Below are 11,624 nucleotides of genomic sequence, written 5' to 3' on the forward strand. Positions count from 1 at the left end.
GACCGCCCCCTACAATCAAACCCATCAAATTGAAGGATCTCGCCGATGCAAATCAACCCGTCCATCTTCAAGGCCTACGACATCCGCGGTGTCGTGCCCTCCACCATCCATGAGGAAATGGCCGAGGCGCTGGGCAAGGCTTTTGGCATGGCGGCGCTGGCCGAAGGTGAGAAATCCGTGGCGGTAGGCCGTGACGGGCGCCTCAGCGGGCCATCGCTCAGTGCGGCGCTGATGCGCGGCCTGGCCGCGGTGGGGCTGGAAGTGATCGACGTCGGCATGGTGACCACCCCCATGCTGTACTTTGCGGCCAGCACCCTCACGGCTTCCGGTATCCAGGTCACAGGCAGCCACAACCCCAAGGACTACAACGGCTTCAAGATGGTGCTGGCAGGCCGCGCCATTTATGGCGAAGAAATCCAGGCGCTGCGCCGCGCGATGGAAGGCGAGACATGGGTGTTGCCGTCCCAGGCCGGTGCCATTCGCCAGGTCGATGTCGAAACGGCCTACCGCGACCGCATCGTGTCCGGCATCAAGCTCGAGCGTCCGCTCAAAATCGTTATCGACTCTGGCAACGGCATAGCCGGCGCTTCGGCGCCTGCGATCTTTCGTGCGCTCGGCTGCGAGGTGACCGAACTCTTCAGCGAGGTGGACGGCAATTTCCCCAACCACCACCCCGACCCCAGCAAGCCCGAAAACCTGCAGGATTTGATCAAGGCCCTGCAAAGCGGCAAGGCCGAACTGGGCCTGGCCTTTGACGGTGACGGCGACCGCCTCGGCATCGTGACCAAAGACGGCCAGAACATTTACCCCGACCGGCAGATGATGCTGTTTGCCCGCGACGTGCTCTCGCGCGTGCCGGGCGGCACCATCTTGTTCGACGTGAAATGCTCGCAGCGCCTGGCGCCCGAGATCGAGGCAGCCGGCGGTGTGCCGCTGATGTACAAGACCGGCCATTCGCTGATCAAGGCGAAGATGAAAGAAGTCGATTCGCCGCTGGGCGGCGAAATGAGCGGCCATATCTTCTTCAAGGAACGCTGGTACGGCTTTGACGACGGCACTTACGCCGGCGCGCGCCTGCTGGAAATTTTGAGCCGCGTGCCCGACGCCGGCATCGTGCTCAATGCCCTGCCTACCAGCTTCAGCACGCCCGAACTTAACGTGGCCTGCAAGGAAGGCGAGCCGCACACGGTGGTGGAGGCCTTGATCAAATCCGCGAAATTCGCGGCGCCCGCAAAAATCTCGACCATCGATGGCGTACGCGTTGACTGGCCCGACGGCTTTGGATTGATCCGTGCGTCCAACACCACGCCGGTGCTGGTGCTGCGCTTTGAGGGCCACACCCAGCAGGCACTGGAGCGCATCGAGGCCGACATGCTGACCTTGTTACGGAGCGTGAAGCCCGGCGCCAGCTTCGCTGCCGCCGCTCACTAGGCCCACCCCCGTCCAAGCTCACTACGTGTAGCTTGTTCCCCCCTCAAGGGGGCGGCGCCTGGGGCCGGCAAAGCCGGACCCTCGGCCCCACTGGTGAAATACCCCCCGTTAGTTACGCCCATCGGACTCTTCAAGCCAGCGGGTGCCGCGGAACCGGCTTTGCCGGGCCGCAGGCGCAGTCCCCTGCAAGGGGAAAAGGGCTACACGCAGTGAGCCCGATAGGGGTGTGCCAATTTCTCGGCTTTGCCAGACCGCAGGCGGGCGGCCCCCTCGGGGGGCAGCGACCCCCACGAAGTGGGGGAGCGTGGGGGTCTAAAATGCTTCATGAAAATTTTGCTGGTCAAGCTGTCCTCCCTCGGCGATGTGGTGCACACCCTGCCGGTGGTGCGGGACATCCATGCCGCGCTCCCGGACGCGCAGATTGACTGGGTAGTGGAAAAGGCCTTTGCCCCCTTGCTGGCGCGCCACAAAGGTCTGCACCGGGTGATTCCCTGTGAGATCCGGCGCTGGCGCAAATCATTCTGGACGCTGGCCACGCGAAACGAATGGCGTGCCTTCCAGCGCGACCTTCAACGTGAAGCCTATGACGCCGTCATCGACCTGCAGGGCTTGACCAAGTCGGCGCTGGTGGCGCGGCTTGCCACGGTGGCGCCCGGCGGCAAGCGCTATGCCCTGGCCAACCAGACCGAGGGCTCGGGCTATGAGGCGCCTACCCGCTGGATGGCCGACGTGGCCATCACCCTCCCACCGCATATTCACGCGGTGCAGCGCTCGCGCGAGCTGGCGGCGCGTGCGCTGGGCTACACCCTGAAAGGCGCACCGGATTTTGGATTAAAAATGCCTGCAGCCAATGAGGGACGGGCGCAAGCAGCTCCTGAAAAGATAGCGCCTGCAGCTTCGAAAGGCCGGGTGGTGCTGGTCCACGGCACCTCGCGCGCCGACAAGGAGTGGCCGCTGGATCACTGGATCACTCTGGGGCGGCGCCTCCATGCGGCCGGCTACCCGGTGGCACTGGCGCACGGCAACGCACACGAGCTGGCCACCAGCCAGGCCATTGCGCAGGCGCTGGCCAAAACCGCCGCGGACATCGCCCTGGTGCTGCCGCTGCTGCCGCTTGACGCGCTCACTGAAGCGCTGGCGCAGTGCGCCGGTGTCATTGGTGTCGATAGCGGTGTCAGCCACATTGCCGTGGCACTGGATTTGCCGCATGTTCAGATCTACAACTTCGACACGGCGTGGCGCACCGGCCCCGGCACCCTCGGCCACGGGGGGCGGCAGGTCAGCGTGTTTGCGCGCCCGGCACCCACGGTGGAAACCGTCTGGCAGGCCTGGCTGGCTTGCTGGGCGGTGAGCAGCCCCGCAAGCGCCGGCGGGGCGAAATGAGCGCGCTGGCCCTGAAACTTTATTCGCTGCTGATGTGGCTGGGCCAGCCGCTGCTGCGCCGCAAGCTGGCGCGCCGCGGCAGGCAGGAGCCCGGCTACCTTCAGGCGGTGCAGGAACGGTTTGGCCACTATACCCAGCCGGTGGAAACCGCCTCTGAGCTGGTCTGGCTGCATGCCGTTTCGCTCGGCGAAACACGCACTGCGGCCATGCTGCTCAAGGCGCTGCGCGCGCAACACCCCGGCTTGCGTATTTTGCTGACGCACGGTACGGCCACGGGGCGCGCCGAGGGCGTGGCCCTGCTGCAGCCCGGCGACGTGCAGGTGTGGCAGCCCTGGGACAGCCCAGGCGCAGTGGCGCGGTTTTTTGATCACTTCAAACCACGCCTGGGCTTGCTGATGGAAACCGAGATCTGGCCCAACATGGTGGCCGCAGCCCAGACGCGTGCCATGCCGCTGGTGCTGGTCAATGGCAGGCTGTCTGAAAAGTCCCTGCAGCAGGCGTTGAAAATGTCGCCGCTGTCGTTTCCGGCCTACGCGGCGTTGTCTGCGGTGTATGCCCAGACCGATGACGACGCCCGGCGCTTTCGCCAGGCGGGTGCTGCGGTGAGTGGCGTGTTTGGCAACCTGAAGTTTGATGCCTCTCCTGACGACGCCCAGCTGGAAAAAGGCAAGGTCTGGCGCCGGGCGCTCGGGCTGCCGGTGCTCATGTTTGCCAGCTCGCGTGAAGGCGAAGAGCAGGAGTTTTTAAAGCAATTAAGTGCTGCAGCCCAATCTGAACAAGCGCAGACAGCTATCAATTTTGTAGCATATGAATCGCGGGAAGAAGCGCACAAGGAGGGGCCGGGAAGCCAGTTCAGGGTGTTGCTGGTGCCGCGCCACCCGCAACGGGTCAACGAGGTGGAGGCGCTGGTGCAGCAACACGGCCTGCGTGTCTCGCGCCGCTCGCACTGGCCCGAGGCGGCAAGCGGCCCGGCCGTGAACGACGATGCCTTGCAGGCGGATGTATGGCTGGGCGACTCACTGGGTGAAATGGCGCTGTATTACGCGATGAGCGATGTCGCGCTGCTGGGCGGCAGCTTCGCGCCGCTGGGCGGGCAAAACCTGATCGAGGCGGCTGCCTGCGGCTGCCCGGTCGTGATGGGCCCCCATACCTTCAACTTCACCGAAGCCGCCGAGCTGGCCATCGAGGCCGGTGCAGCCCGGCGCGTGGTGGACATGGAGCAAGGCGTGCGCGCCGCGAGAAAGCTCATCGATAAACCCGAAGCACGCGCTGCCGCGGTGGCCGCCGGGCTGGCTTTCGCCGACAGCAACCGCGGTGCGACGGTGAAGACGGTGGATGCGCTCCAGACCTATTTAAGTGGCTTTAACGGCACCTAGGCCGCCTGGTCGTCAATGAGCTCCAACAGCTCAATTGCACTTTTGGCGCGCGCATCCGTGCCGTTAGCGAGTGGTGCAATGCGGTGGCGCATTGAGTGGATGAACGCATTGAGTGTTGCTTTGACCGAGGCTCCAAGATATGTGTCGTAACCTTTTTCAGGGACGAATGAGCCACCAAGATCTATTAATGACTCCATAACTGCTCGCTGCGCCCACTCTTTCCCCTTCATGAGAATCTGTTCAATCTCCGGAAGGACACCCAAGACGACCGGATAGTACGTACCCCTGTGGTTGTTTCCAGTTGCCCAGAGAAGCGCATCGTAGGCGTCATTTGCGGTCGATTCGTCGTATGCATTCCAGAGCGCGTCGAGCGCGGCTTCCACGCTACCGGCAGCGTTGGAGTCCGGCTGGGGAAAGTGATCGAGATCGAGCGGCTTCATGGCTGTTTTGGTGGTCCAGCGATTGACATCAACACGGGGGCAAGTGACGTTTTGCTGAAAGGCGTTCGTTCGATGGCCTAGCGCTTGCCCAGCACCTGATGACAAGTGCAATTTCCCCACGCATAAAGGCGCAGGTGATGCGCCCAGTCGCGCAGCGTGGCCCAGGTGCCGCCGGTCGCCACTTCATACGGCGTCAGGCCAAACATGCCCAGGCTGATGGAGGGCTCCACTGACACCACCGAGTGCCAGGTTCGCTTGGGGATGAACAGGGCATCGCCGGCTTCAACGCGGGCGTGGTAGCCATGGGCTTTTTCGAAGGAGGCGAGTTCGCGGACTTGTTCGGGCAGGCGCGAGACGTTGACGTCGCTCAGCGTGGCACCCCAGTCGTATTTGGCGGCCGGGCACATGTGCTGGCGCTGGTCGGGTGAGAAAAGGATGAACTCCTTGACGCCCTGGAGCTGCACAAACCAGTTGTGCGGGAAGTCGTTGTGCAGTCCGGTCACGGTATTGGCCGGGCCCATGAACACATATTCCCAGGTCATGCGGCCGGGCCACAGGCTCTTGATGAGCAGGTCGCGCCGCAGCTCGGGGTATTTTTCGAGAATGTCCCACTGCGCCAGGTACAAGGTCGTCGGCTTGAACGACTGCATGTGGGCCCAGTTCAGGTGAAAGCGCTCGCCGGGTTTGTAGCTGTCCCGCACCGGCTTGGGCAGCAGGCCGGCCATGGGGTCCGGCGTGCGTTGCGCCGACTTGCCGAGTTCCCGCAGGTAGGGCGCGACCGGAAGGAAGGGGCGGCCCTTGGTCACGCCCTGTTCGACCAGGCCATCGGTGAACTTGACCGGCACCTCGGCGCCCTTGCCGGCACAGACGTCGGCGAGGAATTCAAACGACCATTTTTTCCAGGCCGGCCAGTGATGGATGCCGCCCTTGACCAGCACGGGTTTGTCAAACGGTTGCTGGCGGCCCGCGCGCTTGAGTTCTTCCCAGGTGGTTTCCTCGATCAGCTCGAAGCTGGGGCCTTTGGGGATGTGTACCGGCGCATCGGTCACGCGTTCAGCCTCTATCGGCAAGGGCAGGGGATTGTGTGCGGGCATCAACATGGAAATTCTGGCCCCGGGCCGGGCCTTTGTTGGAGTGTTGTGAAGCGTACCGCGATTTACCTGGCCAGCAGTGCGTTGATTTTTTGCAGGTCTTCCGGTGTCAGCGTGCCATTGGCCTGGCGCAGTTTCAGGTCGCCCAGCAGCACGTCGTAGCGCGCTTTGGCCAGGTCGCGTTTGGTCTGGAACAGCTGGCTCTGCGAGTTGAGCACGTCGATGTTGATGCGAACGCCGACCTGGTAACCCAGCTTGTTCGCATCCAGTGCGCTCTGGCTTGACAGCTCGGCGGCTTCCAGCGCTTTCACCTGGCCCTGGCCCGACTGCACGCCGAAAAACGCGGTGCGCGTGGCCTGGGCCACGGTGCGGCGCGCACCTTCAAGGTCGCTTTGCGCCTTGTCTTTCAGCGAGAGTGTTTCGCGCACGCGGTTTTGCGTCGCAAAACCGGCGAACAGCGGCACGTTCAGCACCACACCGATGGTGGTTGTGTTGGTGCGAAAGGCAAACGGCGGGATGGTGGTGGCCGTGCCCGACGGGTTGCGCGTCACGTTATAGCTGGCCGTCGCGTCCAGCGTCGGCTTGTGGCCGGCTTCGGCTTTTTGGACTTCCAGATCGGCGATCTCCAGCCCGCTTTGGGCCAGGCGGATATTCGGGTGCACTGCTTCGGATTGCTGCACCCAGGTATTCACATCGGCGGGTTCTACGGCCGGCAAATTGACGGGCGCGAGCAAGGGCTTGGGTTGCGTTTCGGGTTTCCCGACCAGCGTGTCCAGCGCGATCTTCTTGACGCGCAAATCGTTTTCGGCGGCGATCTCCTGGGCGATGACCAGGTCGTAGCGTGCCTGCGCCTCGCGGGTGTCGGTAATGGTGGAGGTACCCACTTCAAAGTTGCGCTTGGCCGACGCCAGTTGCTCGGCCACTGCGGCTTTTTGCGCCCGGACAAACGTCAGCGTGTCCTGCGCGGCCAGCACGTCGAAGTACGCCTGGCTGGTGCGCACGATCAGGTCCTGGTTGGCGGTTTCGAGTTGCGCCTGGGACTGCTCGACCTGCCGGGATGCCTGCTGGTAGGTGGCCCAGTTGGCCGGGCGGTACAGCGGCTGCGAAAGGTTGAGCGTGGCGTTTTGCGTATTGAAGCTGCGGTCTATCACCGGTGCGGTGTTTTCAAAACTGGTACGCGACGCGCCCGCCGAGATGCCGGCTGTCGGCAAGATGCCGGCCTTGGCCTGGGCGGCCCTGGCGAGGTTGGCGTCGTACTGGAGTTTGGCGGACTGGTAGGCAGCGTCGAAGGCGCGGGCCGAATCATACAGCTCCACCAGGCTCTGGGCCTGCGCGGCCGGGGCCGCCATCATCAGCGCCGCAGTGACGGCGATCGACAGGGGCAACATCGACAGGCGTAGCGCCGGCGGTTTCTTGGGCGTGGTCATAAAGGTCCTGAGGAATGAGTGAATCGGCGATGTGGAGGTGAATACGGTGTGCAGCGGCGGCAAAGGTCAGTACACAGGGACCGACGGGTCCACCTGCTGCGACCAGGCGTCAATGCCGCCCTGCAGATTGACGACCTCGGTGAAGCCGCTTTGCGTCAAAAAGTTGGCCACCTGCAGGCTGCGCATGCCGTGGTGGCAGAGGCAGGCGATCGGCTGGCCGGTGCCGGCTCCGATTTCCTGCAGCTCAGCCAGGCGCGTGGGTATTTCCCGCATCGGGATGTGCACCAGCCTGAAGCCGTCCTCCCTGACCGAGGCCGTCTGCAGTTCCCAGGGCTCGCGCACGTCCAGCACCACAGGCAGGGCGGGCGCGCCTTCCCCGGCGTTGTTGCGCCACTCGGCGAAGTTGGCGGGGCTCAGTTGGGGAATCATGGTCGGCTGTCCTGCGTTGGAATGCGTGCTTGGCGTTGGTGAAGTCGTGTACGGCGCCCAGGCTCAGAAGCTGAATTTCGAAGGTTCAGGGAAATTCAGCAGGCGCGGCGCCACGGTGTCCCAGGCCTGGGTGGTGCGCCAGGCGTCTTCGGCCACGCGTGTGACCAGGGTGGCGCGCATCATCGGCTCAAAGCCCACGATGGCGCTCAGGCGGCCGCCCACCTTGAGCAGGGACAGCAGCGAAGCCGGTACTTCGGCGACCGAGCCGCTGAGCACGATCACGTCAAACGGTCCACGAAGCGGGTCGTTGCTGGAAACGGCCTGGGCGATTTTTGCGGCGCCGTCGCCGGTGCGCACTTCGGCGTTGTAAAGGCCCGCCCTTTGCAGGTTGTCGCGTGCGGTCTGCGCCAGCTTGGGGTCGATCTCCAGCGTGATCACCTGCTGCGCGCGGTGGGCCAGCAGTGCGGCCATGTAGCCGGAGCCGGCGCCGATTTCCAACACCTTTTCATGCTTTTGCACGGCCAGTTCCTGCAGGATGCGGGCTTCCACCTTGGGCGCCAGCATGCACTGGCCGAGCCCGCTGCCCAGCGGGATTTCCATGTCGACAAAGGCCAGTGCCTTTTGGGCGGCCGGCACAAAGTCTTCGCGCTTGACCACGGCCAGCAGGGAAAGGACCTGGTTGTCCAGCACTTCCCAGGGGCGGATTTGCTGCTCAATCATGTTGAATCGGGCTTGTTCGTAGTTCATGGCGGACCTGTAAGTTGGCGAAATGGGGGAGGGTGAGCTGTACACGAGATAAACCTTTGATTTTAACGGTCGCCCATGACGGCGGCCGGCGTTGCAGCAGGCATGTCCGCGGGGTCTTGCGGCGGTGTTTTGGGGCCGAATTTGCGCTTGAACCACTGGCCCAGGTCGTCCAGGTAGCAATACGTCACCGGCACCACCACCAGGGTCAGCAGCGAAGAGGTGATGACACCGCCGATCACGGCCTGGCCCATGGGCGCACGCTGCTCCGAGCCCTCGGTCAGGGCAAAAGCCAGCGGCACCATGCCGAAAATCATCGCCAGCGTGGTCATCAGGATGGGGCGCAGCCGCACCTTGGCGGCGTGCAGCAGCGCATCGCTGCGGTTCATGCCCGGAACGCGGTGGCCATCCACGTCGACCTGGTCGGCACGCATACGAATGGCAAAGTCCACCAGCAAAATGGCGTTCTTGGTCACCAGCCCCATCAGCATCACCACGCCGATGATGGAAAACATCGAGAGCGTGGAGCGGAACAGCAGCAGGGCCAGCACCACACCGATCAGGGTCAGCGGCAGCGAGGTCATCAGCGCCATCGGCTGCAAAAAACTCTTGAACTGGCTGGCCAGGATCATGTAGATGAACAAAATGGCCATCACCAGTGCCGACACCGCGTAGCCAAAGGATTCGGCCATGTTCTTGGTGGAGCCGCTGAACTGATAGCGATAGCCGGGCGGAAAGCTGAAGTTTTCCAGCGCGGCCTTGATGTCGTTCGACACCTCGCCGGCCGAGCGGTTGTAGACGTTGGCGTTGATGGCGACTTCGCGTGCCATGTCGCGCCGGTTGATCTGGTTGGGCCCGGTGGATTCCTTCACGGTGGCCACCTGGTTGAGCCGGACCATGTGCGCGGCGCCGTCGGCACTGCTGCCGGGCGTGCTCATGAAAGGCAGGCGCTCCAGGTCTTGCGGCGCGTTGCGCGCATCGGGTGCCAGGCGCACGTTCACGTCGTAGGTCTGGTCGTCGGGCGCGCGCCAGTTGCCCACCGTCTGCCCGGCCACCAGTGTGCGCAATGAGGCAGCGATCTGCGACACCGACAGGCCCAGGTCGGAGGCTGCGTCGCGCCGCACATCAATTTCAATCACCGGCTTGTCGGCCTTGACGCTGGAGTCCAGGTCCACCAGGCCGGGGATGCCGCGGATCTTGTCGTTGATGGCGCGCGTGAGGCGTTCCAGCTCTTTCAAATCCGTCCCCTGCAGCGAGAACTCCACCTGCTTGTTGCCGCCCACCGCGTCGAGCAGCCCGACGTGCGTCACGGTGATGCCTGGCACCTGCTTGAGGCGTTCGCGCAACACGCCCGACATTTCGTCGACGCTGCGGGTGCGTGCCTTGCGGTCCACCAGGCGCACGTAAATGCTGGCGTACATCTTGCCCTGGGCGTTGCCGGTGTTCAGGGTGGCCAGCGTGTACTTCACTTCGGGGAATTCGCGGATGATGGCTTCCACCTGCCGCGCCTTGGCTTCGGTGGTTTCCAGCGACGAGCCCACCGGCGTGTAGAAGTTGAGTGAGGTTTCCGAGAAGTCGGCCTTGGGCACGAACTCGGTGCCCAGCAACGGCACCATGAAAATGCTGGTGATAAAAATCACCAGTGCCAGTGCCAGGGTGGCCAGCTTGTGTCCCAGCGACCAGCGCAGGATGCCCTGGTAACTGTTGCTCAGCGAGTCGGTGGCGTGGTCGAACCAGCCGGTGACGCGGCCTATGGTCTTGTCGTAGAAAGTGACGGGCGCATGGCGTTTGCCGTGCGCTTCGATGGAAGGGTCGTGCCAGATGCTGGAGAGCATCGGGTCCAGCGTGAAACTCACGAACATCGAGATCAGCACCGCCGCCACGATGGTCACGCCGAACTCGTGGAAGAACTTGCCGATGATGCCGCCCATGAAGCCGATAGGCAGGAACACGGCGACGATGGAGAACGTGGTGGCCAGCACGGCCAGGCCGATCTCCTGCGTGCCGTCCAGCGAGGCCTGGTAGGGGCCCTTGCCCATCTGCACATGCCTCACGATGTTCTCGCGCACCACAATCGCGTCGTCGATCAGCAGGCCCACACACAGCGACAACGCCATCAGCGTGATCATGTTGATGGTGAAGCCGAACAGGTTCATGAACAAAAAGGTGCCGATGATGGAGATCGGCAGCGTGAGCCCGGTGATCACCGTGGAGCGCCACGAGTTCAGGAAGAGGAAAACAATCAGCACCGTCAGCAGCGCGCCTTCAATCAGCGTGCGGCGCACGTTTTCCACCGCCACGCGAATCGGCCGCGAGCCGTCGGTGATCAGCTCCAGCCGGGCGCCGGGCGGCAGTTGCGGCTGGATGTCCTTGATGGCCTGATTCAGGCCATCCACCACGGCAATGGTGTTTTCGTCCTGCGCTTTTTGCACCGACAGCAGCAGCGTGCGCTGGCCGTTGTACAGCGCCAGGCTGTCGATCTCCTGCGCGCCGTCGGCAATGCGCGCCACCTGGTCCACCGTGACCGGCGCGGCGCCCTTGCGCGCCACGATGATCTTGCCGAAGTCTTCGGGGCGCTTCATGCGTGCATCGATCTTGACGACCCGCTCCTGCTGCAGCGAGCGGATGGCGCCCACCGGCAAATCCTGGTTTTCGTTGCGCACGGCATTGACCACCTGGTCGGCCGTGATGCCCAGCGACTCCATGGCCTGCGGATTCAGGTAGACGTTGATTTCGCGCTTGGTGCCGCCCACCAACGTAACGGAGCCTGCACCGCGTACGTTCTCCAGGCGCTTTTTCAAGACCTGGTCGGCCCAGTTGGTCAGCTCCACGGCCGACATGGCATTGCCGCTTTGGGCATTGGGCAACACCGCAACGGACCAGATCGCCCGGCTTGCCGGGTCGAAGCGCAGCACGCGCGGCTCTTTCACTTCGTCCCGAAAGTTGGGGCGTATGGCGGCGATTTTTTCGCGCACATCTTCGGCGGCGCGGCGCCCGTCGACGTAGAGCTGGAACTCCATGATGACGACCGACTGGCCTTCGTAGCTGCGCGAGGTCAGCGCGTTGATGCCGGCGATCGAGTTGACGCCTTCTTCAATTTTTTTGGTGACTTCGCTTTCAACGATCTCGGGCGAAGCGCCCGGGTATTCGGCGGTGATGACGACCACCGGAAAGTCGATGTTGGGGAACTGGTCGACGCGCATGCGCTGGTACGAAAACAGCCCCAGCACCACGATGGCCAGCATGACCATGGTGGCGAACACCGGGTTCTTGAGGCTGACCTGCGTGAACCACATGCGCGCG

Annotated in this window: 9 protein-coding genes; 3 read left to right on the forward strand and 6 right to left on the reverse strand. The window is 63.6% G+C overall.

All coding sequences use genetic code 11. The annotated features are described in order from the left end of the window. The first annotated feature begins 45 nt into the window (after positions 1-45). The 3 genes from ACXJKE_RS07345 (at position 46) to ACXJKE_RS07355 (ending at position 4,190) form a co-directional block, all read left to right on the forward strand. Positions 46-1,431: a phosphomannomutase/phosphoglucomutase gene (locus ACXJKE_RS07345; RefSeq protein ID WP_457279932.1), complete on the forward strand. Its 1,386-nt coding sequence runs from the start codon at positions 46-48 to the stop codon at positions 1,429-1,431. A 324-nt stretch (positions 1,432-1,755) separates the two neighbouring features. After that, on the forward strand, positions 1,756-2,814 hold the full coding sequence (waaC, locus tag ACXJKE_RS07350; RefSeq protein WP_457279933.1) for a lipopolysaccharide heptosyltransferase I: 1,059 nt from the start codon (positions 1,756-1,758) through the stop codon (positions 2,812-2,814). Continuing rightward, positions 2,811-4,190 (forward strand): 3-deoxy-D-manno-octulosonic acid transferase, encoded by a 1,380-nt coding sequence (locus tag ACXJKE_RS07355; RefSeq protein ID WP_457279934.1) that lies wholly within the window; start codon positions 2,811-2,813, stop codon positions 4,188-4,190. Before waaC ends, ACXJKE_RS07355 begins: the two co-directional genes overlap by 4 nt. Here the strand turns inward: ACXJKE_RS07355 and ACXJKE_RS07360 are convergent. From ACXJKE_RS07360 to ACXJKE_RS07385, 6 genes are all read right to left on the reverse strand, one after another. Continuing rightward, positions 4,187-4,630 carry a hypothetical protein gene (locus ACXJKE_RS07360; RefSeq protein ID WP_457279935.1) on the reverse strand — a complete coding sequence of 148 codons (444 nt, stop codon included), beginning with the start codon at positions 4,628-4,630 and terminating at the stop codon, positions 4,187-4,189. The two genes, ACXJKE_RS07355 and ACXJKE_RS07360, sit on opposite strands and share 4 nt — an antisense overlap. 77 nt (positions 4,631-4,707) lie before the next feature. Further along, positions 4,708-5,730: a cupin-like domain-containing protein gene (locus ACXJKE_RS07365; RefSeq protein WP_457279936.1), complete on the reverse strand. Its 1,023-nt coding sequence runs from the start codon at positions 5,728-5,730 to the stop codon at positions 4,708-4,710. Positions 5,731-5,786: 56 nt separating this feature from the next. Next, positions 5,787-7,148, reverse strand: a complete 1,362-nt coding sequence (locus ACXJKE_RS07370) for a TolC family outer membrane protein (protein WP_457279937.1) — start codon at positions 7,146-7,148, stop codon at positions 5,787-5,789. A gap of 66 nt (positions 7,149-7,214) precedes the next feature. Beyond that, a complete protein-coding gene (locus ACXJKE_RS07375; RefSeq protein WP_457279938.1) occupies positions 7,215-7,577 on the reverse strand; it encodes a rhodanese-like domain-containing protein in 363 nt (120 codons plus the stop codon). Positions 7,578-7,640: 63 nt separating this feature from the next. Next, positions 7,641-8,324, reverse strand: coding sequence for a protein-L-isoaspartate O-methyltransferase family protein (locus ACXJKE_RS07380; protein ID WP_457279939.1), 684 nt, complete (start codon positions 8,322-8,324; stop codon positions 7,641-7,643). Between the two features lie 62 nt (positions 8,325-8,386). Next, complete coding sequence (locus ACXJKE_RS07385) at positions 8,387-11,617, reverse strand: efflux RND transporter permease subunit (RefSeq protein ID WP_457279940.1); 3,231 nt, start codon at positions 11,615-11,617, stop codon at positions 8,387-8,389. Positions 11,618-11,624: the final 7 nt, after the last annotated feature.

It is taken from the genome of Polaromonas sp. P5_D5 (assembly GCF_054049435.1).

Excerpts from the sequence above, each read along its gene's own strand:
- ACXJKE_RS07345 (WP_457279932.1), top strand. The coding sequence starts at position 46 with ATGCAAATCAACCCGTCCATCTTCAAGGCCTACGACATCCGCGGTGTC.
- waaC (WP_457279933.1), top strand. The coding sequence starts at position 1,756 with ATGAAAATTTTGCTGGTCAAGCTGTCCTCCCTCGGCGATGTGGTGCAC.
- ACXJKE_RS07355 (WP_457279934.1), top strand. The coding sequence starts at position 2,811 with ATGAGCGCGCTGGCCCTGAAACTTTATTCGCTGCTGATGTGGCTGGGC.
- ACXJKE_RS07360 (WP_457279935.1), bottom strand. The coding sequence starts at position 4,630 with ATGAAGCCGCTCGATCTCGATCACTTTCCCCAGCCGGACTCCAACGCT.
- ACXJKE_RS07365 (WP_457279936.1), bottom strand. The coding sequence starts at position 5,730 with ATGTTGATGCCCGCACACAATCCCCTGCCCTTGCCGATAGAGGCTGAA.
- ACXJKE_RS07370 (WP_457279937.1), bottom strand. The coding sequence starts at position 7,148 with ATGACCACGCCCAAGAAACCGCCGGCGCTACGCCTGTCGATGTTGCCC.
- ACXJKE_RS07375 (WP_457279938.1), bottom strand. The coding sequence starts at position 7,577 with ATGATTCCCCAACTGAGCCCCGCCAACTTCGCCGAGTGGCGCAACAAC.
- ACXJKE_RS07380 (WP_457279939.1), bottom strand. The coding sequence starts at position 8,324 with ATGAACTACGAACAAGCCCGATTCAACATGATTGAGCAGCAAATCCGC.
- ACXJKE_RS07385 (WP_457279940.1), bottom strand. The coding sequence starts at position 11,617 with ATGTGGTTCACGCAGGTCAGCCTCAAGAACCCGGTGTTCGCCACCATG.